This is a genomic window from Amycolatopsis sp. NPDC045836, from assembly GCF_056431745.1.
The window spans coordinates 401,015-419,582 of record NZ_JBWKKF010000003.1; the positions used below are offsets into that span (position 1 = coordinate 401,015).

The 18,568-nt window shown below is 72.4% G+C and carries 18 protein-coding genes; 6 read left to right on the forward strand and 12 right to left on the reverse strand.

Annotation, left to right across the window (positions count from 1 at the left end):
- Positions 1-4 precede the first annotated feature (4 nt).
- The 8 genes from AC07EG_RS06835 to AC07EG_RS06870 form a co-directional block, all read right to left on the reverse strand.
- A complete protein-coding gene (locus AC07EG_RS06835; RefSeq protein WP_478252061.1) occupies positions 5-1,084 on the reverse strand; it encodes a glycoside hydrolase family 43 protein in 1,080 nt (359 codons plus the stop codon).
- Between the two features lie 137 nt (positions 1,085-1,221).
- A complete protein-coding gene (locus tag AC07EG_RS06840; RefSeq protein WP_478252062.1) occupies positions 1,222-1,995 on the reverse strand; it encodes an IclR family transcriptional regulator in 774 nt (257 codons plus the stop codon).
- A gap of 66 nt (positions 1,996-2,061) precedes the next feature.
- Entirely contained in the window at positions 2,062-3,072 is a 1,011-nt protein-coding gene (locus AC07EG_RS06845; RefSeq protein WP_478252063.1) for a zinc-dependent alcohol dehydrogenase, read from the reverse strand.
- Positions 3,069-4,052 (reverse strand): galactofuranose ABC transporter, permease protein YjfF, encoded by a 984-nt coding sequence (yjfF, locus tag AC07EG_RS06850; RefSeq protein WP_478252064.1) that lies wholly within the window; start codon positions 4,050-4,052, stop codon positions 3,069-3,071. Before yjfF ends, AC07EG_RS06845 begins: the two co-directional genes overlap by 4 nt.
- The gene (locus tag AC07EG_RS06855) at positions 4,049-5,086 is read right to left on the reverse strand and encodes an ABC transporter permease (protein WP_478252065.1); all 1,038 of its coding nucleotides are present in this window, start codon (positions 5,084-5,086) and stop codon (positions 4,049-4,051) included. The genes yjfF and AC07EG_RS06855 overlap by 4 nt, the downstream gene beginning before the upstream one ends.
- A complete protein-coding gene (locus AC07EG_RS06860) occupies positions 5,083-6,594 on the reverse strand; it encodes a sugar ABC transporter ATP-binding protein (RefSeq protein WP_478252066.1) in 1,512 nt (503 codons plus the stop codon). Before AC07EG_RS06860 ends, AC07EG_RS06855 begins: the two co-directional genes overlap by 4 nt.
- A 67-nt stretch (positions 6,595-6,661) precedes the next feature.
- Positions 6,662-7,603, reverse strand: a complete 942-nt coding sequence (locus tag AC07EG_RS06865) for an ABC transporter substrate-binding protein (RefSeq protein ID WP_478252158.1) — start codon at positions 7,601-7,603, stop codon at positions 6,662-6,664.
- A gap of 127 nt (positions 7,604-7,730) precedes the next feature.
- Complete coding sequence (locus tag AC07EG_RS06870; RefSeq protein WP_478252067.1) at positions 7,731-8,792, reverse strand: LacI family DNA-binding transcriptional regulator; 1,062 nt, start codon at positions 8,790-8,792, stop codon at positions 7,731-7,733.
- A gap of 99 nt (positions 8,793-8,891) precedes the next feature.
- Between AC07EG_RS06870 and AC07EG_RS06875 the strand changes: the two genes are divergently transcribed.
- Positions 8,892-9,779, forward strand: coding sequence for a glycoside hydrolase family 43 protein (locus AC07EG_RS06875; RefSeq protein WP_478252068.1), 888 nt, complete (start codon positions 8,892-8,894; stop codon positions 9,777-9,779).
- Between the two features lie 100 nt (positions 9,780-9,879).
- Here AC07EG_RS06875 and AC07EG_RS06880 read toward each other — a convergent pair whose 3' ends face one another.
- Complete coding sequence (locus tag AC07EG_RS06880) at positions 9,880-10,842, reverse strand: NAD-dependent epimerase/dehydratase family protein (RefSeq protein ID WP_478252069.1); 963 nt, start codon at positions 10,840-10,842, stop codon at positions 9,880-9,882.
- A gap of 76 nt (positions 10,843-10,918) precedes the next feature.
- Between AC07EG_RS06880 and AC07EG_RS06885 the strand changes: the two genes are divergently transcribed.
- From AC07EG_RS06885 to AC07EG_RS06895, 3 genes are all read left to right on the forward strand, one after another.
- Complete coding sequence (locus tag AC07EG_RS06885) at positions 10,919-12,052, forward strand: serine hydrolase domain-containing protein (protein WP_478252070.1); 1,134 nt, start codon at positions 10,919-10,921, stop codon at positions 12,050-12,052.
- Positions 12,053-12,091: 39 nt separating this feature from the next.
- Entirely contained in the window at positions 12,092-12,511 is a 420-nt protein-coding gene (locus AC07EG_RS06890; RefSeq protein ID WP_478252071.1) for a DUF4326 domain-containing protein, read from the forward strand.
- A gap of 129 nt (positions 12,512-12,640) precedes the next feature.
- Positions 12,641-13,105 (forward strand): YkvA family protein, encoded by a 465-nt coding sequence (locus tag AC07EG_RS06895; RefSeq protein ID WP_478252072.1) that lies wholly within the window; start codon positions 12,641-12,643, stop codon positions 13,103-13,105.
- Here the strand turns inward: AC07EG_RS06895 and clpX are convergent.
- Together clpX and AC07EG_RS06905 are read right to left on the reverse strand one after the other, a co-directional pair.
- Positions 13,102-14,337 carry an ATP-dependent Clp protease ATP-binding subunit ClpX gene (clpX, locus tag AC07EG_RS06900; RefSeq protein ID WP_478252073.1) on the reverse strand — a complete coding sequence of 412 codons (1,236 nt, stop codon included), beginning with the start codon at positions 14,335-14,337 and terminating at the stop codon, positions 13,102-13,104. The genes AC07EG_RS06895 and clpX overlap by 4 nt on opposite strands.
- Positions 14,338-14,419: 82 nt before the next feature.
- Positions 14,420-16,054, reverse strand: coding sequence for a sulfatase-like hydrolase/transferase (locus AC07EG_RS06905; protein WP_478252074.1), 1,635 nt, complete (start codon positions 16,052-16,054; stop codon positions 14,420-14,422).
- 111 nt (positions 16,055-16,165) lie between these two features.
- On the opposite strand from AC07EG_RS06905, the gene AC07EG_RS06910 reads away from it, so the two are divergent.
- Positions 16,166-16,723, forward strand: coding sequence for a TetR/AcrR family transcriptional regulator (locus AC07EG_RS06910; protein WP_478252075.1), 558 nt, complete (start codon positions 16,166-16,168; stop codon positions 16,721-16,723).
- A complete protein-coding gene (locus AC07EG_RS06915; RefSeq protein WP_478252076.1) occupies positions 16,720-17,898 on the forward strand; it encodes an MFS transporter in 1,179 nt (392 codons plus the stop codon). The genes AC07EG_RS06910 and AC07EG_RS06915 overlap by 4 nt, the downstream gene beginning before the upstream one ends.
- Here AC07EG_RS06915 and AC07EG_RS06920 read toward each other — a convergent pair.
- Positions 17,867-18,505 (reverse strand): DUF998 domain-containing protein, encoded by a 639-nt coding sequence (locus AC07EG_RS06920; RefSeq protein WP_478252077.1) that lies wholly within the window; start codon positions 18,503-18,505, stop codon positions 17,867-17,869. The two genes, AC07EG_RS06915 and AC07EG_RS06920, sit on opposite strands and share 32 nt — an antisense overlap.
- Positions 18,506-18,568: the final 63 nt, after the last annotated feature.

The window sequence follows — 18,568 nt, forward strand, 5'->3', positions numbered from 1 at the left end:
CGGTTCAGGCGTGCCGGGAAAGGTCCACCGGACCGTCGGGCACCGGCACGCCGAAGTCCGGGACACCGTCCGCGGTGAACCGCAGCCGCTGCACGCGGGTGTGCCGGTTGGGGTCGTACAGCGGGTCGCCGGTGATCTGCTCGTACTGGCGCGCGTGGTAGACCAGCACGTCGGCCCCGTCCTCGGCGGTGGTGAAGCTGTTGTGGCCGGGGCCGAACTGGCTGTTCGCCCGGCTGGTGGCGAACACCGGCTGCGGTGACTTGTGCCAGGACGCCGGGTCGAGCAGGTTCGCCGACTCGTTCGCGGTGAGCAGGCCCAGGCAGTAGTTCGCGTCGGTGGCGCTGGCGGAGAAGGTGAGGAACACGCGGCCGTTGCGGATCAGCGCGGCGGCGCCTTCGTTGACCCGGTGCCCGCGGGTTTCCCAGTCGTACGTGGGAGTCGACAACTTCACCGGCGTGCCGGTGATCGCCGTGGGTGAGGACATCTGGGCCAGGTAGAGGCTGGTGCCGGGGCCGAGGGCCGGGTCGTGCTGCGCCCAGCACAGGTACCGCTTGCCGCGGTGGGCGAAGGTGGTGGCGTCCAGGGAGAAGGTGTCCAGCGGCAGGTGGATGCGCCCGGCCACCGTCCACGGGCCGAGGCGGGGGTCGTCGGCGGGGGTGGTCAGCACGTACGGGCGGATGCGGAAGACGTCGTCGGAATTGCCCGCGGCGAAGTAGATGTACCAGCGGCCGTCGATGCGGTGCAGTTCGGGCGCCCAGATGTGGCCGCCCATCACCCCGCCGGCCGGGCGGCGCCACACGGTGGTTTCCGCGGCGTTCGCCAGCCCGCCGATGGTGGTGGCCGAGCGGATGACCACGCGGTCGTACTCGGGGACCGAAGCGGTGAAGTGGTAGCGGCCGCGGTCGCGGACGATGAACGGGTCGGCGCGCTGCCGGATCAACGGGTTCACCACCTGGCGGGTGCCACCGGCCGAGACGGGCGCGGCGGGCGCGGTACCGGCGAGCACCCCGGCGGTGGCCAGTGCCGCTCCGGTGCGCAGGGCACCACGCCGGCTGAAAACGACGGAGGGATGACGGTTCGGCATGGAACGGTCCCTTCGAAAGTGTTTCGAGGCTCCTCAACTGTGAGCGCTAACACCTCGACCGTCAAGGGTCCGTTGAGACGCCGGAGGGCCGGAGACGGTGGTCTCATCGAAGCGGCTCGTGCACCGGCCGGGTGCAGCTAGTCCCCGGTGGCCGGGGCACCCAGCGCCCGGGAGAGGCGTTGTGCGCCTTCGCGGGCCCAGTCGTCCCACTGCGAGCCCGGTACGGAGGTCCAGCGGTGCACCGGGACCGACAGGCTGAGCGCGGCGACCATCGCGCCGGTGCGGTCGCGGACGGGCGCCGCCACGCAGCTGACCGCGTCGTTCGATTCGCAGAATTCGTGTGCGAGCTCGTCCGTGCGCACCCGGTCCAGCGCCTGCCACAGCTCGGCGGGGGTGCCGAGGCTGCGTGCGGTCATCTTGGCCAGCTGGCGCCCCGGCGGGTAGAGCACGTCGAATTCGGGGCGGGACAGGGCGGACAGCAGCATCTTGCCGACCGCGGTGCAGTGCGCGGGCAGCCGCCTGCCCACCGCCGAGACCATGCGCACCGAGTGGGTGCTGTCGGTTTTGGCCACGTACAGCACTTCGTCGCCGTCGCGCACCGCCACGTGCACGGTTTCCTGGCTGCGCGCGGAAATCGCCGCCGCCGCGACGGTGCCCTCGCGCGCCAGGTCCAGCCGGGACTCGTAGGCCCCGCCGAGTTCGAACAACCGCACCCCGAGCCGGTACCGCGTGCCCTCGTCACCGAGCCGGTGCAGGTACCCGCGGTCCGCCAGGGTGTTCAGCAGCTCGTGCACGGTGGTGCGCGGCAGCCCGAGCTTGGCCACGATCTGCGGCGCGCCCAGCTCCTCCTCGGTGCGGAACAACTCGAGGATGTCCAGTGCGCGGCTGACCGCCGGAACCGCCCGGCTCATGGCACCTCCGACTACGACGGGTATCCCGGCACTGTACCCGCCTGCGTCCGAAATACCGAACAACGGTCAAGGGGCCAGCAGGACCTTCACCGCCTTGTGCCGTTCCTCGGTCAGGATCCGGAAGGCTTCGTGCGCGTCGTCCAGGGCGACCTCGTGCGTCACCAGCAGCCCCGGGTCCAGCGCCCCCGAAGCGAAGGCGCGCACCGCGTGCGTCCAGGCCCGCGGCGGTGCCCCGAAGACGGTGTGCACGGTGATCTCGTTGAGCACCAGGGCGACCGGGTCGATCGGCCGGTCCTCGGTGCCGGGAATGCCGGTCAGCGCCACCCGCCCGCCCCGCCGCGTCAGCGCCACGGCGCCGGAAGCCGTTCCGGGCGCTCCCGCGGCCTCCAGCACGGCGTCGAACGCACCGGCCAGCGAATCCAGTTGCGCGGGCAGCACCAGCGAGTCGGCCCCGCACTGCGCCGCCAGCGCCGCCCGGTCCCGCCGCGTGTGCACCACGACGATCTCCCCCGCCCCCGCCGCCCGCAGCAACTGCACGGCCAGCAGGCCGAGCATCCCGGCGCCGACCACCGCGCACCGCTCCCCCGGTTGCACCGCGAGCTTCAGGCAGGCCGCCGCCACGCACGCCGCCGGTTCCAGGCCCGCCGCCGCACGCAGGTCCGCGGTCTCCGGGAGCCGGTGCAGCAGGCGCGCCGGGACCAGCACGTGGTCCGACCAGGCACCCGGCTGGGTGAACCCGGTCTCCTCGTACGGGCCGTCGCAGAGATTGGTGTCCCCTCGGCGGCAGGCCGCGCACACCTGGCACGAGCGGATGCCCTCGCCCACCACCGGCGCGCCGACCAGCGCGGAGTCCACCCCGGTACCGACCGCCGCCACCCGGCCCGACCACTCGTGCCCCGGCACCACCGGGTACCGCACGTACTCCGCCGGCCGCGTGCCCTGCATGACCTCCCGGTCGGACCCGCAGATCCCGGACCACGCGACCCGCACCAGCGCCTCCCCCGGCCCCGGTTCGGCGGGCTCACCGGCACGCACCACCAGCTCCCCCGGCCGGTCGACCCAGACCGACCGGTTCACCGGGCACGACCCGCGATGAGCCGCTGCAGCAGGATGAACACCAGCAGCAGGACCCCGATCACGATCTTCGTCCACCACGAACTCAGTGTGCCCTCAAAGGTGATGAGCGTCTGGATGACGCCGAGCACCAGCACCCCCAGCACGGTCCCGGCCAGGTAACCGGAGCCGCCGGTGAGGATGGTGCCGCCGATGACCACGGCCGCGATCGCGTCCAGCTCCATGCCCACCGCGTGCAGGGAGTTGCCGGACAGCGTGTAGAAGGTCAGCAGGATGCCGCCGAGCGCCGAGCAGAACCCGCTGATCGTGTACACGCCGACCCGGGTGCGCGCCACCGGCAGGCCCATCAGCAGCGCCGACCGGTTGCTGCCGCCGATCGCGTACACCGTGCGCCCGAGCCGGGTGTGGTGCAGCACGTACCCGGCCACCACCAGCACCACGACGGCGATCAGCACGCTGATCGACACGTGCAGGCCGCCGGGCAGCTCCACCGGCGTCTGCGCGACCGCGACGAACAGGGGGTCGTCCAGCGAAACCGACTCGGTGCTCAGCGTGTAGCTCAGCCCGCGCGCCAGGAACATGCCCGCCAGGGTGACGATGAACGGCTGGATCTCGAAGTAGTGGATGATCGTGCCCATGCCGAGGCCGAGCACCGCGCCGACGGCCAGCACCGCCACCAGCACCGCCGGCGCGGGCACCCCGGCCCGCAGCAGTTCCGCGCAGAGCACGGTGGACAGGGCGACCACCGAGCCGACCGAGAGGTCGATGCCGCCGGTGAGGATGACGAAGGTCATCCCGGTGGCGACCACCAGCAGGAAGGCGTTGTCGATCAGGATGTTCAGCACGACCTGGCCGTCGCCGAAGGCCGGGTACCGGGTCGCGCCGAAGCCGTAGGCCACGGCGAGCAGCAGCAGCGACGCCGCGATCGGCAGGTACCGGACCTGCCGCCGGCTGCCGCGGACGGGGGTGGCGATCGCGCTCATGCGGGCACCTCCACCTTCGGCTCGGCCTCGGCGGGCGCCGGTGCCGGTGGCTTTCGCCGCCGCCGCAACCGCGCCCGGAACGCCGGGGACTGGACCAGGCAGACCACGGTCACCACCAGCGCCTTGACCAGCAGGGTCGACTCCGGTGGCACCCCGACGGTGTAGACGGTGGTGGACAGGGTCTGGATGAGCAGCGCGCCGAGCACCGTGCCGCCGAGCGAGAACCGCCCGCCGGAGAGCAGCGTGCCGCCGATGACCACGGCCAGGATGGCGTCCAGCTCGATCCACAGCCCGGCGTTGTTGCCGTCGGCGCTGGAGACGTTCGAACTGATCATCAGCCCGGCGAGCCCGGCGCACAGCCCGCAGAACACGTAGACCAGCACCAGGAGCCCGTGGGCCCGGACCCCGGCGAGCCTGCTCGCCTCCGGGTTGCCGCCGACCGACTCGACCAGCAGGCCGAGCGCGGAGCGCCGCACCACCAGCGCGGTGGCCGCGACCACCCCCAGCGCGACCAGGATCGGCGCGGGCAGGCCGAGCCAGTAACCGCCGCCGAGCACGCGGAACGGGTCGGAGTCCACGGTGATGATCTGGCCGCCGGTGACCAGCTGCGCCAGGCCGCGGCCGGCCACCATCAGGATCAGCGTGGCGATGATCGGCTGGATCCCGATCACCGCCACCAGGAAACCGTTGCACAGCCCCAGCAACAGGCACAGCGCCAGCGAGGTGCCGAGGGCGCCGAGCACCCCGCCCGCGGCGTTCTGGTCGGGCAGGGTGCTGATCTGCGCGCAGGCCACCGCCGCGCCGATGGCGACCACCGAGCCGACCGAGAGGTCGATGCCGCCGGTGGCCACCACCAGCGTCATGCCCAGCGCGACCAGGATCAGCGGTGCGCCGAAGCGCAGGATGTCGACCAGGGTGCCGTAGAGGTGGCCGTCGCGGACCTGGATGGCGAAGAACGACGGCGAGAGCACGAGGTTGACCAGCAGCAGCGCGACCAGCGCGGCCGCGGGCCAGAACAGCCGGTACCGGCTCATGACGGCGCTCCTTCGGCGATCGTGCGCATGATGGTTTCCGGGGTCAGCCCGGAGTTCGGCAGGCAGTCGACCATCCGGTGGTCGCGCAGCACCGCCACCTGGTGGCTCAACCGCAGCACCTCCTCCAGTTCGGCGGAGACGAACAACACGGCCATGCCGCCGTCGGCCAGTTCGGCCACCAGCTTCTGGATCTCGGCCTTCGCGCCGACGTCGATGCCACGGGTGGGCTCGTCCAGGATGAGCAGCCGCGGTTCGGTGATCAGCCAGCGGGCGAGCAGCACCTTCTGCTGGTTGCCGCCGGAGAGCGTGCCCACCGGCGCGTCCGGGGCGGCGGGCCGGATGCCCAGTGCGGTGATGTACTTCCCGGCCAGCTCGTCCTGGCGGCGCCGCGAGATCGGCCGGGTCCAGCCGCGGCTCGCCTGCAGCGCCAGGATGATGTTCTCCCGCACGGTGAGCTCTTCGATGAGCCCTTCGGCCTTGCGGTTCTCCGAGCAGAACGCCACGCCCGCGGCCATCGCCGCCCGCGGGGTGCGCAGCGTGGTCTTCCGGCCGGCCAGTTCCAGCGTGCCCTGGTCGCTGTGGTCGGCACCGAAGAACAGCCGGGCGAGTTCGGTGCGGCCGGAGCCGAGCAGCCCCGCCAGGCCGACCACCTCGCCTTCGCGGATGGTCAGCGAGAACGGCTCGATCGCGCCCTTGCGGCCCAGCCCGGTCGCGGTGGCGAACGGCTTCTTCTCCGCCGGGTCCCAGTCGCGGCGCGGCTCCTCCAGTTCCTCGAGGGTGCCCAGCTCACGGCCGATCATCCTGGTCACCAGCGCCACCGGGGTGATTTCGCCGGCCAGGTACTCCCCGACCAGCTTTCCGTTGCGCAGCACGGTCATCCGGTCGGCGATGGCGAAGACCTGGTCGATGAAGTGGGAGACGAACAGGATCGCCATGCCGTCCGCCCGCAGCGACCGCAGCACGCCGAGCAGCTGGTCCACCTCGCCGGTGTCCAAACTGGACGTCGGCTCGTCGAGCACCAGCACCCGCGCGGACACCGCCATCGCCCTGGCGATCGCCACCAGCTGCTGCACCGCGAGCGAATGCCCGCCCAGTTCGCTGGTCACGTCGAGGTCGAGGTCGAGCCGCCGGACCAGCTCCGCCGCCCGCCTGCGCAGCGGCCCCCACTGGATGCGGCCGAAGCGCCGCGGTTCCCGGCCGAGGAAGATGTTCTCCGCCACCGACAGGTTCGGGCAGAGGTTCACCTCCTGGTACACCGTGCTGATGCCGTGGCGCTGCGCCTGGGCGGGGCCGCTGAAGGCGACCGGCTCGCCGCCCAGTTCGATGGCGCCGCCGTCGATCTCGTGCACGCCGGTGAGCACCTTGATCAGCGTGGACTTGCCCGCGCCGTTCTCCCCCATCAACGCGTGCACCTCACCGGGGAACAGGCGGAAACCGACGTCGTCGAGCGCGACGACCCCGGGGAACTGCTTGCGGATGCCGGTCATGGTCAGGATCGGACCGTCCATGCTGCTGCCCCTCGTTCTCGGGAGTGGTTCCCGGCGCCGGACGGCGGCCGGCGCCGGGGGGTTCGCCTCAGTACTTGCGCTCGGGCAGCGCGGCCTTGGCGGCCGCCTGGTCGAACACGGTTTCCTGGGTCTCCACCCGCGGCGGCACGGCCTCACCGGCGGCCACCTTCTTGGCCAGGTCCATCAGCTGGGTGCCGAGCAGCGGATTGCACTCGACCACGAAGTTGATCCGGCCGTCGGCCAGCGCCTGCAGCGCGTCGCGCACCCCGTCCACGGAGACGATCTTGATGTCGGTGCCCGGCTTGAGCCCGGCGCCCTCGATGGCCTCGATCGCACCGAGCGCCATGTCGTCGTTGTGCGCGTAGAGCACGTCGATCTCGCCCTGCGACTTCAGGAAGGCCTCCATCACCTCCTTGCCCTTGGACCGGGTGAACTCCCCGGTCTGCGAGGCGACCACCTGGAACTTCGGGTCCTTGGCGATCACCTCGGCGAACCCGGCCTTGCGGTCGTTCGCCGGGGCGGAACCGGTGGTGCCCTGCAGCTCGACGATGCGCACCGGCCCGGTGGCGGCGGCGAACTCCTTGGTCAGCCACTCACCGGACTTGCGGCCCTCGGCGACGAAGTCCGAGCCGAGGAAGGTCTTGTAGAGCGTGGTGTCGGCCGAGTCCACCGCGCGGTCGGTGAGGATGACCGGGATGCCGGCCGTCTTGGCCTCCTTCAACACGTTGTCCCAGCCCGATTCGACCACCGGCGAGAAGGCGATCACGTCCACCCGCTGCTGGATGAACGAGCGGATCGCCCTGATCTGGTTCTCCTGCTTCTGCTGGGCGTCGGAGAACTTCAGGTCCACCCCGGCGGCGGCCGCGGCCTCCTGGATCGACTGGGTGTTCGCGGTCCGCCAGCCGCTCTCCGCGCCCACCTGGGAGAAGCCCATGGTCAGCTGCCCGTCGCCCCCGGCCTGGCCGCCACCCCCGGACGCGCAGCCGGCCAGCACGCTCAGCCCCACCATCGCCGCCGCCACCACGGCCTGCGTCCTTCGCTTCACGGCACTCACTCCTCGATCCACACTGATACGGGAACTGTTATCGCTAACATGAAGTCGCGGCCGCCCGGGTCAGCCTCCTGCCCCGGATGGACTACGCGCCGGTGCTCTCGCGGACCACCAGTTCCGCCGGCACCAGGGAGCGCGCCGGTGCGGCGCCCCCTTCGATCTGTTGCTGCAGGAGCCCGAAGGTGCGCCTGCCCACCTCGATGAAGTCCTGCCGCACGGTGGTCAGCGGCGGGCTGAAGAAGGCGGCTTCGGGTACGTCGTCGAACCCGGCCACGTGCACCTCGCCCGGCACCGAGCGGCCCGCCTCGGAGAACGCCCGCAGCAACCCCAGCGCCATCTGGTCGTTGGCGACGAAAACCGCGGTCAGCCGGCGCTCGGCCAGCAACTGCCTGCCCGCCTCGTACCCGGAACGCGGGCTCCAGTCCCCGCGCAGCACGGGCGGCGGTTCGGCGCCGTGGCGCTTGAGCGCACGCCGCCACGCCTGCTCGCGGGCCCGCGCCTCCAGCCAGTCCGCCGGGCCCGCCACGTGCCAGACCGTGCGGTGCCCTAGGCCGAGCAGGTGCTCGGTGACCTGCCGGGCCCCGTCGCGCTGGTCCACCGCCACCACCGGGATGGCGGCCCGGTCGGTGTCGGCCACCGCGACCAGCGGGATGCCCGGCGGCGCCGCCCGCAGCGCCGGTTTGGCCGCCACGTGCGGTGCGATCACCACCACGCCCTCGACCGCCTGCCGTCGCAGGTTGTCCACCGCCCGCGCGATGGAATCCCGCCGGGGGTCGCTGACACTGGCGATGGCGATGCCGTAACCGGCCTCGCGGGCCGCGTTCTCCACCCCGAACAGGGTGCTGGCCGGGCCGAACAGGGTGGAGTCCAGTGCGACCACGCCGAGGTTGCGGGAGCGGCCGGTGGCCAGCGCGCGGGCGGTGGAGTTGGGCTGGTAACCCAGCTCCTCGATGGCCGCCAGCACCTTCTCCCTGGTTTCCGCGCGGACCGGGCCGGTCTCGTTGATCACCCGGGAGACGGTCATGTGCGAAACGCCTGCCAGCGAGGCCACGTCGGTGAGCGCGGGCAATCGCACGGCGGGCGCGGGTTCCCGCGCTTCGCTCCGCTTGGCCACCGGCGCCACCTCCAGATCCCGGACCGCTGCCATCCGGGAGCACCCTACTCGACACCGGCCAGTGTTAGCGATAACACTAGGCGCGTCAAGTCTCGGATCCATCACCGTGCCACGCTGCCGAGGGGATCACCGATGCGGCCGGCCCGCCTGCCGCTCTGCCTGTCCGTCCTGTTAGGACTCGTCCCCGGTGCGTCACCCGGTTGCCTGTTCGTGTACTTCACCGGCGAAGGCACCGCCGACGGCGAGCAGGTCTACTTCGCCGCCGGCCGGGGCAACGACCCGCTGGCCTGGGACGAGCTCAACGGTGGCCGCCCCGTGCTCACCTCCACGCTGGGCGATCGGGGGGTGCGGGACCCGTTCCTGCTGCGCTCGGCCGACGGCCGCCGGTTCTACCTGCTGGCCACCGATCTGCGCATGCACGGCAACGGCGACTGGGACCAGGCGCAGCGCACTGGGAGCCGGTCGATCGTGGTGTGGGAGCCGGCCGCGCTGGTGCACTGGTCGGCGCAGCGCTCGGTGCTGGTTTCCCCGCCGACAGCCGGGAACACCTGGGCGCCGGAGGCGTATTGGAACGCGGCGACCGGTTCGTACGTGGTTTTCTTGGCGTCGAAGCTGTACGCCCCTGACGACCCGCAGCACCTCGGTGACGGGGTGTACCACCGGTTCACCAAGGACGAGCGGTCCCCGTCGTCGTCCACGCCGTGCGGCAAGTTCGTCGTGCAGGAGAGTTCGGCGGACCTGCTGGCGCCGTCGTGGGACTTCACCGCCGACTGCATCGGGAAGGGCACCGTCAGCCGGGGTGAAGGCCCCACCGCCTTCAAGGCGAACACCGGTGACAAGTGGTACCTGTTCATCGACGAATTCGGCGGCCGTGGTCACGTCCCGTTCGGAACCACCGACCTGGCTTCGGGCCGGTGGACCGCCTCCCCGTCCTGCGACCTGCCTTCCTCCCCACGCCACGGCACGGTCCTGCCCCTGACCCCCGCCGAACACCACCGCCGGCAGCGCGCCCTCACCTGACCCAGCCCCGTGGAGCGCGGTCGCGCTGCCACACAGACACAAACGCAAGACGGGCACCCCAACCCACCCACCCAGTCCCACCGGGGTCGCCCCACCAGCATCACGCCAGCCGAGGCACCCCACCCCGCGCCGCCAGCCAGTCCAGCGCCTCCCGAATCGCCTCCAGTGAGCTGTACCGAGGCTGGAAACCCAGCAACGACCGGGCCTTCTCGATGCTCGCGTTCGGGCTGTGCGCGATGTGGTCCCAGGTCAACTCCGCCGCCTCCGCAGCAACGGTTTCCCGCCACTGCTCCCACCCCAGGTAGGACAACCGCGCCTCCTGCCCGTACCAGCCCGCGACCGCCTCCGCGTAACCGCGCAGGGTCAGCGCCGCCGGGGAGACCACGTGGAAGCTCTCCCCCACCGCAGCGCCGCGGCGGGCCATCGCGGCGGTGAAGGACTGCGCCACGTCGTCGGCGTGCACGTGGTGCAGCGTTTCCATGCCGAGGTTGGGCAGCACCAGCTCCTCACCGGCGGCGAGCTTGGCGAACACCCCGGTGTCCAGGTTCCCGGCGGGGTTCACCGGCGCCCAGCCGGGGCCGACGATGTGGCCGGGGTGCAGCAGGGTCGCCGGGAACCCGTGCCGCCGCGCCTGGTCGAGCAGGTAGCTCTCGATCTCCGCCTTGGCGACGCCGTACGGGCCGAACGGCCGCCGCGGCAGGTCCTCGGTGGCGGGCACCCGGGTGCTCGCGCCGTGCACCCAGATCGTGCCGCAGTGCAGGAAGTGCTGGACGCGGCCGTGCAGCGCCTCGACCAGCTGCCGGGCGCTGGCGGGTTCGAAGCAGATCAGGTCGATCACCACGTCCGGCGCGAGCTGGCGGACCCGGGTGCCGAAGGTGCCAGCCTCCTCCTCGGCACCGCGGTCCGCGCCGACCGCGGTGACCGAGCGCCAGGCGGCGTGCGGCCGGTACGGCTCGGCCTTGCCCCGGCTCAGCACCACCACGTCGTGCCCGGCCTCGACCAGCCGCGGGACCAGGTAACCGCCGATGTGCCCGGTGCCGCCCAGCACCACTACGCGTGTCATGCCGACATCGTAGGAAGCCGCACCGACGACTTCCCCGCCCGCCACCGGTCTACCCGTCGACGAAAGGAGCGGGCGGATGGACGAGTTGCAGGAGCTGCTGGACACCCACGTCGCGAACGGCACGGTCCCCGGTGCGGTGGCACTGGTGGCCCGCGGCGATCACCTCGAGGTGCGGACCGCGGGCTTCGCCGACGTGGAGAGCGCCGAGCCGATGACCGGGGACTCGATCTTCCGGATCGCGTCGCTCACCAAACCGATCGTCGCCGCCGCGGTGCTGGTGCTGGTCGAAGACGGCGTGCTCGCCCTCGGCGACCCGGTCTCCCGGTGGCTGCCGGAACTGGCGTCGCCCGTGGTGGTGCGCACGCCGGACGGGCCGGTCGACGACGTCGTGCCCGCGGTCCGGCCGATCACCGTGGCCCACCTGCTCACCTCGACCGCGGGTTACGGCTTCTCCTCCGACTTCTCCCTGCCCGCGGTGCAGGCCCTGTTCGGCGTGCAGCCGGACGGACGCGAGCCCCGGCTCTTCCCGCCCGCCGATGACTGGCTGGCCGCGCTGGCGAAGGTGCCGCTGGTGCACCAGCCGGGCGACGCCTGGCTGTACCACACCTGCTCCGACCTGCAGGGGGTGCTGATCGCGCGGGCGAGCGGGCGCCCGCTGCCGGAGTTCCTCGCCGAGCGGGTCTTCGAGCCCCTGGGCATGACCGACACCGCCTTCGTGGTGCCGGAAGCCAAGCGGCACCGGTTCACCACCTACTACCGCGCCGGCTTCGAGCGGGCCGACGGTCCCGACGGGCAGTGGAGCAGCCCGCCCGCCTTCCCGTCCGGGGCGGGCGGGCTGGTCTCCACCGCCGCCGACTGGCTGCGGTTCGCCCGCATGTTGCTGGCGGGCGGCGGGAACGTGCTCTCGCCGGACTCGGTGCGGCAGCTGATGAGCGATCAGCTCACCCCGGAGCAGCGCCGGGGCAGCGACCTGTTCCTGGAGGGCCAGAGCTGGGGTTGCGGCGGTTCGGTGGACGTCGACCCGGTGCACCCGTGGACCGTGCCGGGCCGCTACGGCTGGGTCGGCGGCACCGGGACCGCGGCGCACGTGGTCCCGTCGACCGGCACGGTGACCGTCCTGCTCACCCAGCTCGGCGCGGACGGCCCCGGTGCCCCGCCGCTGATGGCGGATTTCTGGACGCTCACCAGCGAACGGCGGAATCGGGCTTGATCGAGTTGACCCGCCGGGGACCGGGCCTAGGGTGGGGCCATGACGTGCAGCGGACTGCCGGAGCAGGCGTCCCGGTGGACCGAGGACGAACAGGAACGCGCCGCCGGGGTGCTGGGCGGGCAGGCCACCGTGGTGAACGTGCGCAAGAACGGGCCGCACCGCCGTCTGGTGCCGTGGCTGGCCGAAGCCGGGCTGCTGACCTACATCGGCCACGCCGGGGCCCGGCACGACTGGCCCGAATCGGATTTCGCCAGCCCGTTCGTCGCCGAGGCCAGGACCGACCGGGCGCTGGCGGCGCGGTTGTACGAGGAATGGCTGGACCGGCAGCCGGACCTGCTGCGGCGGCTGGGCCTCGGCGAGTTGCGCGGCCGCGCGCTGGGCTGCTGGTGCGCGCCCGCGTTGTGCCACGGCGACGTGCTCGCCAGGCGGCACCGGGGGCCGTTGATCTCGATCAGGTAACGGCAACGGGAGCCGTGCTCGTCCTGTCCGATTTGGACTCCTACCTGGACCGCTCGCACGTGGGCACCGGCCGGCGGCGGCGGCGTACATCAGACAGCCGGGCGGCCGCGGTACGCCTAGCATGGGTCCGTGGCCGCACTCGGAGTTCTGCTCGTCGTACTGGGCGTCGCGACCCTGCTGTTCCGGGACGCCGACGTGCTCGGCATCCCGGCCACCGGTTTCGGCATCGGGCTGGCGGTGCTCGGGGCCGCGGTGTTCGCGGGCGGCCTGCGGTGGCGCGCGGCGAAGCGCCGACGCCGGATCGCCGCGGGTGAACCGGTGCCGGTGGGCAACCCCGTCGAACGCCTCAAGGCGCTGCCCCGGCTGTTCCGGGCACGCCGCGAGGGGTACACCGGGCTGCCGAAGAGCCGGATGGCGCTGTGGGCGCTCGCGCTGGTGTACCTGGTGTCGCCGATCGACGTGGTGCCCGAACTGCTGCCGATCCTCGGGGTCACCGACGACGCCGGTGTGCTGGTCTGGCTGCTCTCCAGCATTTCCGGGGCGTCCGGCCTGTTCCTGCGCTGGGAACGCGACCGCGTCCAGCCGAAACCCTAGGCGCTGTGCCGGGCCCGGGGCACCAGCGCCGGGCGCACCCGGTCCAGCACGGTTTCCCGGCCGATGATCACCTCGGCGACGTCGTCGCGGCTCGGCACCTCGTACATCACCGGCAGCAGCACCTCTTCGAGCACCGCCCGCGCCGCCCTGGCACCGGTACCCCGCAGCAACGCCTGTTCCGCGACCGCCTCGACCGCCTCGGGCGTGAACCGCAGTTCGACGCCGTCGAGCGCGAGCAGCTTGCGGTACTGCTTGAGCAGCGCGTTCCGCGGTTCGGTGAGGATCCGCGCCAGCGTCGGGACGTCGAGCGGGCGCAGCGCCGACACGATCGGCAGCCTGCCGGTGAACTCCGGGATCAGGCCGTACCGCACCAGGTCCTCGGGCAGCACGCGGAACGGGTTCGCGGCCACCGGCCGGACCTCCACGCCGAACCCCAGCCCGCGCCTGCCCGCCCGGTCACCGACCACCCGGTCGAGGCCGTCGAACGCCCCGGCCGCGATGAACAGCACGTTCGTCGTGTCGAACCGCAGTCCCTCTTCGTGCGGGTGCTTGCGCCCACCCCGCGGTGGCACCGAGACCGTGCTGCCTTCGAGGATCTTGAGCAGCGCCTGCTGCACGCCCTCACCGGAAACGTCCCTGGTCAGCGAAGGGGTCTCCGACCTGCGGGCCAGTTTGTCCACCTCGTCGAGGTAGACGATGCCGGTCTCGGCGCGGGCCAGGTCGTGGTCGGCCGCCTGGATCAGCTTGAGCAGGACGTTCTCCACGTCCTCCCCCACGTAACCCGCTTCGGTCAGCGCCGTGGCGTCGGCGATGGCGAACGGCACGTCGAGCAGCTTCGCCAGCGTGCGGGCCAGGTGGGTCTTGCCGCAACCGGTCGGGCCGAGCAGCAGGACGTTGGACTTGCCCAGCTCGACGGCATCGTCCCCGTCGTCCTTCGCGTGCCTGCCGCCGCGCTCGATCCGCTTGTAGTGGTTGTAGACCGCCACCGACAGCGCCCGCTTCGCCTCGTCCTGGCCGACGACGTACCGGTCCAGGTGCGCGCGGATCTCCTGTGGCCGCGGCAGTTCCGCGAGTTCGCCGATCGGTTCGGCGGTCTCGCCGACCAGTTCGTTGCACTCGCCGACGCACTCGTCGCAGATGTGCACCCCGGACGGGCCGGCGATCAACCGCCGCACCAGGTGCTGGGTGCGCCCGCAGAAGGAGCACCGCGGTGCCTGTTCACCGGCTGCCATCCGGAAGTACTCCCCGCAGTTCAAATGTTCACATCATCTCGATGATGACAGTATGCCGGATCGGCTGCGCTCGGCAAGGCGCTCACCCCGCGAAGGCGGTCAGGAACCGGTCGCGGAACTCGTCCATCGGCCAGACCGGCGCCTGCGGAGCGGGTCGCAGGCCCTCGGACCAGCCCCAGGCGGCCACCCGGTCGAGCAAGGCGGGATCCCGCGCGACGACGGTGATCGGCACATCCCAGTCGGCGCCGTCGCCGGTGACCACGGTCGACGGCTGGTGGTCGCCGAGGAACACCAGCACCAGGTCGCCGTCGCCGTGGTTCTCCACATAGGACAGCAGCGAGGCGAGCGAGTACCGCACGGTTTCGGCGTAGGCACCGCGGATCAGCGCCGGGTCCGACCACATGCCCTCGGCCGGGGGGCGGGTCAGCGAGTGGTAGACCGAACCGTCGCCGACGGCGGCCCAGTCGAGCACCGGGGGCGGTGGCGCCCAGGGCCAGTGGCTCGACACCAGATCGAGCTCCGCCATCACCGGTGCGTGCGGGACCGCCCGTTCGGCGCGGTGGAAGGCGGACAGGGTGTACTGGTCGGGCATGGTCACGTAGGAGGCGGACGGGCCCCGGTACCCGACGTTGCGGGCGTCGTAGTACCGGTCGTGGCCGTAGAACCCGCCCTCCGGCCAGTCCGTGGTGTGCGCCGGGACGACCCCGGCGGTGTGCCAGCCCGCGCGCCGGAACGCGCCGCCGAGGGTGAGCCGGTCGGTGGTCAGCAGGCTGGCGTACCGCTGCTCGTTCCCGATCCACAACCCGGACTGCAGCGTCGAATGCGCCAGCCGGCTGCCACCACCGGTGGTCGGCGAGGTGAGGTACGCGCTGCGGGCGCCGAAACCCGCCGCCCGCAACCGGTTCGTGCCCTCGTCGAGCAGCGGGCCGATCCGCTGCGCCACGTCCGAACCGTGGACGGCGAACCGGCCGTAGCTCTCGACGAAGGTGAGCAGCACGTCCTTGCCGCGCAAGGCGGTCAGCAACTGCTCGCCGGGCACGGCGGCGAACGGATCGGGCGCGGCGAGCTCGTCGGCGAAGACCTCCCGGTCGAGCAGGTCCGCCCGCACCTGGCGCAGGTCCTCGTAGGCGAAGGCGACCGCGCTGCTGGCGGCGACCGGCTCACCCGGCACGAACTGCACGCCGAACACCGCGCAGCCGAGCCAGGCCACCCCCAGCACCGACACCACCCGGGTCGACGCGGTGCGGTGCCCGGCCACCAGCCCGGCCAGCCGCACCGCCGAAAACGCGAGCAGCACCACCAGGCCGAGCGCGAGCAGCACGGTGCCGCCGGCCGCGAGCACCGCGCCCACCCCACCCATCGACGCGACGAGCAGGTCCAGCGCCGGACCGAACAGACCCCAGTCGAACACCGGGTTGAACGAGCGGTCGAGGGCGACCCGGAAGCCGAGGTCGATCAGCTTGCGCACGGTCAGCAGGCCGAGCACCGCCCCGGCCAGCGCGGCGAGCACGCGGCGCGGGCGCGCCGGCAGCACCAGCACCAGCGCCACCCCGGCCAGCGCCTCCACCGGGAGCCGGGCGAACGCGCCGGGGGTCAGCCGGTCCGGTTCGGCGGGCACCACGAGCGCGGCCAGCACCAGCAAGGCGGCCGGCACCAGGGCGGCCCGCGCCAGCAACCGGCGCACCCGGCCGCCCCCGGCGGCGGAATCCTCGTCCACGGCAAGCCCTTCGTCGGCGGAGCACTGACCGGTTACACGGGGCGGGCCGGCGGGTGGTTCACGCCGGAGCCGATGTGTACAGTCGTACGCATCGATCCCGGACGGAGCCGCATGACCCCGCAACCCGCCCGCCGCAGGCGGTTCGACCCCGAACGGCGCGAGCGCATCATCGAAGCCGCGATCGGCGTGATCGCCGAACGCGGGGTCGCCGGCACCTCGCACCGGTCGGTGGCCGAAGCCGCCGACGTGCCGCTCGGCTCGCTCACCTACCACTTCGACGGCCTCGACGAACTGCTGCGGCTCGCCTTCACCCGGCTCGCCGAACGGGTGCACGGCCGGTTCGACGCCGCGCTCGCCGCCGTCCCGCCCGGCGGGGACGGCTGCGAGGGCGTGGTCCGGATCATCTGCGACGAGGGGCTCGGCTTCGACCGCGACCTGCTCCTGATGGTCGAGTTGTACGTACTGGCCATGCGCAAACCGGAGTTCCGCCGGTTGATCCAGGACTGGATGGACAACAGCCGCCGGTCGCTGGCCCGGCACTTCCCCGCCGACACCGCACCCGAGATCGACGCCCTGATCGAGGGCATGGTGCTGCACAGCCACCTGTCCACCGAGCCGTTCGACCCCGACCGGGTGCGGCGCGCGGTGCACCGGATCACCGCCCGGTGACGGCGCCACGGCTGCGGCGGTGGCGGGCCGCCCTGTTCGCGATGTTCCTGCTCACCGGCATCACCTTCGCGTCGTGGGTGACCAGGACCCCGGCCATCCGCGACGCGGTCGGTGCTTCGACCGCGCAGCTGGGCGTGATCATCGCCGGGCTGTCGGTCGGTTCGCTGCTGGGCATCGCGGTCGCCGGGCGGCTGGTGGTGGCCAGGGGCGGCCGGTTCGTCATCGCGCTCGGCGCGGTGGCCATGGTCGCCGGGCTGGGGCTGATCGCGTTCGGCGCCGCGGCGGGCGCGGGCTGGCTGGTCTGCGGCGGGCTGGCGTTCTTCGGCCTGGGCATGGGAGCTTCCGAAGTCGCGCAGAACGTCGAGGGCGCGGAGGCCGAGCGGGCGCTGGGTGCCTCGGTGCTGCCCGCCATGCACGGCTGCTTCAGCATCGGCACCTTCGCCGGGGCGCTCGCCGGGATCGCGCTCAACGCGCTGGCCGTGCCGGTGGCGTGGCACGTGGGCACCTCCGCCGCGTTGCTGGCGGCGGTGTCGAGCTGGGCGGTGCCCGGCATTCCCGCGCACTCCGCGGCCGGCGAGCACAGCGGACGCGGGCGGGCGCCGAAGGTCTGGCGGGAACCACGCGTGGTGCTCATCGGCGTGATCGTGCTCGGCATGGCGCTGGCGGAGGGCTCGGCCAACGACTGGCTGCCGCTGATCACCGTCGACGGTTTCGGTGCCACGGCGACGACCGGCTCGGTCGCCTACGCCCTGTTCGGCCTGGCGATGGCGGCGGGGCGGTTCAGCGGCAGCCGGGTGCTCGACCGGTTCGGCCGCACCGCGGCGATGCGCGGCAGCGCGGTGCTCGCCACCGCCGGTGTCGCGCTGGTGGTGCTCGCCCCCGGCATCGGGCTCGCCGCGGCGGGCGTGGTGCTCTGGGGGCTCGGCACCTCGCTGGGATTCCCGGTGGCGCTTTCCGCGGCGGGTGACGACCCCGAGCACGCCGCCGCCCGGGTCAGCGCGGTGGCGACGATCGGTTACCTGGCCTTCCTCGTCGGGCCGCCGCTGCTGGGTGTGCTCGGGGAGTTCGCCGGGCTGCGCAACGCACTGGTGGTGGTGCTGGTGCTGCTGCTGGTGGCCGGGGCCTGCGCCCCGGCCGTGCGGGTCAGGGATCGCGCAACAGCGTCTCGCCCTTGATCAGCCACGCCACGCCGAAGGCGAAGATGGCCGCGGATTCCAGCCACAGCACGGGGTGCAGCGGCGCGAGCGCTTCGGCCAGCCACAGGCCCTCCGCCACGATGAGCACCAGGCAGATCAGCATCGCCGCGCCGCAGGTGCGGTAGACGCGGTTGCGCCGCGTCTTCTGCAAGGTGGGCGGCCCGTCGCACTTGGTGAACAGGAACAGGCAGAACACCGACAGCGTCACGAAGAACACCGCGGCGCAGCCGACGTGCACGAACTCCACCAGCCGCGCGGCTTCCGACGGCGCGGGCCCGGCGACCGGGAACAACCCGACCCCGATCGCGGCCACCGCGGCGATGTCCCCGCACAGGTCGTCGATCCGGTCGTGCCCGCGGTAGGACAGCAGGAAGGTGCCGACCGCGCACATGCTGCCGACGAAGACCCCGCGCATCCCGCTGTGGTAGTACCCGCTGATCGAGGACAGCAGGCCCCCGCCGTCCAGCGCCAGCTTCCCCAGGATGAGCACCAGCGGCAGCGCCAGGCCGATCAACCCCACCGCGCGCCGCAGGTAGAGGTAGGAGTGCACCAAGTTCGCCTGGGACGTCCGGACCGCCGTCTGCATGCAGGTCAGTGAAACACCGGCAGGTGGACGCGACGGGGACCGAACACGAATCGTTGCCGAACG

Excerpts from the sequence above, each read along its gene's own strand:
- AC07EG_RS06910 (WP_478252075.1), top strand. The coding sequence starts at position 16,166 with ATGACCCCGCAACCCGCCCGCCGCAGGCGGTTCGACCCCGAACGGCGC.
- AC07EG_RS06840 (WP_478252062.1), bottom strand. The coding sequence starts at position 1,995 with ATGAGCCGGGCGGTTCCGGCGGTCAGCCGCGCACTGGACATCCTCGAG.
- AC07EG_RS06870 (WP_478252067.1), bottom strand. The coding sequence starts at position 8,792 with ATGGCAGCGGTCCGGGATCTGGAGGTGGCGCCGGTGGCCAAGCGGAGC.
- AC07EG_RS06875 (WP_478252068.1), top strand. The coding sequence starts at position 8,892 with ATGCGGCCGGCCCGCCTGCCGCTCTGCCTGTCCGTCCTGTTAGGACTC.
- AC07EG_RS06865 (WP_478252158.1), bottom strand. The coding sequence starts at position 7,603 with ATGGTGGGGCTGAGCGTGCTGGCCGGCTGCGCGTCCGGGGGTGGCGGC.
- AC07EG_RS06890 (WP_478252071.1), top strand. The coding sequence starts at position 12,092 with ATGACGTGCAGCGGACTGCCGGAGCAGGCGTCCCGGTGGACCGAGGAC.
- AC07EG_RS06885 (WP_478252070.1), top strand. The coding sequence starts at position 10,919 with ATGGACGAGTTGCAGGAGCTGCTGGACACCCACGTCGCGAACGGCACG.
- AC07EG_RS06855 (WP_478252065.1), bottom strand. The coding sequence starts at position 5,086 with ATGAGCCGGTACCGGCTGTTCTGGCCCGCGGCCGCGCTGGTCGCGCTG.
- AC07EG_RS06920 (WP_478252077.1), bottom strand. The coding sequence starts at position 18,505 with ATGCAGACGGCGGTCCGGACGTCCCAGGCGAACTTGGTGCACTCCTAC.
- AC07EG_RS06835 (WP_478252061.1), bottom strand. The coding sequence starts at position 1,084 with ATGCCGAACCGTCATCCCTCCGTCGTTTTCAGCCGGCGTGGTGCCCTG.
- clpX (WP_478252073.1), bottom strand. The coding sequence starts at position 14,337 with ATGGCAGCCGGTGAACAGGCACCGCGGTGCTCCTTCTGCGGGCGCACC.
- yjfF (WP_478252064.1), bottom strand. The coding sequence starts at position 4,052 with ATGAGCGCGATCGCCACCCCCGTCCGCGGCAGCCGGCGGCAGGTCCGG.
- AC07EG_RS06880 (WP_478252069.1), bottom strand. The coding sequence starts at position 10,842 with ATGACACGCGTAGTGGTGCTGGGCGGCACCGGGCACATCGGCGGTTAC.
- AC07EG_RS06860 (WP_478252066.1), bottom strand. The coding sequence starts at position 6,594 with ATGGACGGTCCGATCCTGACCATGACCGGCATCCGCAAGCAGTTCCCC.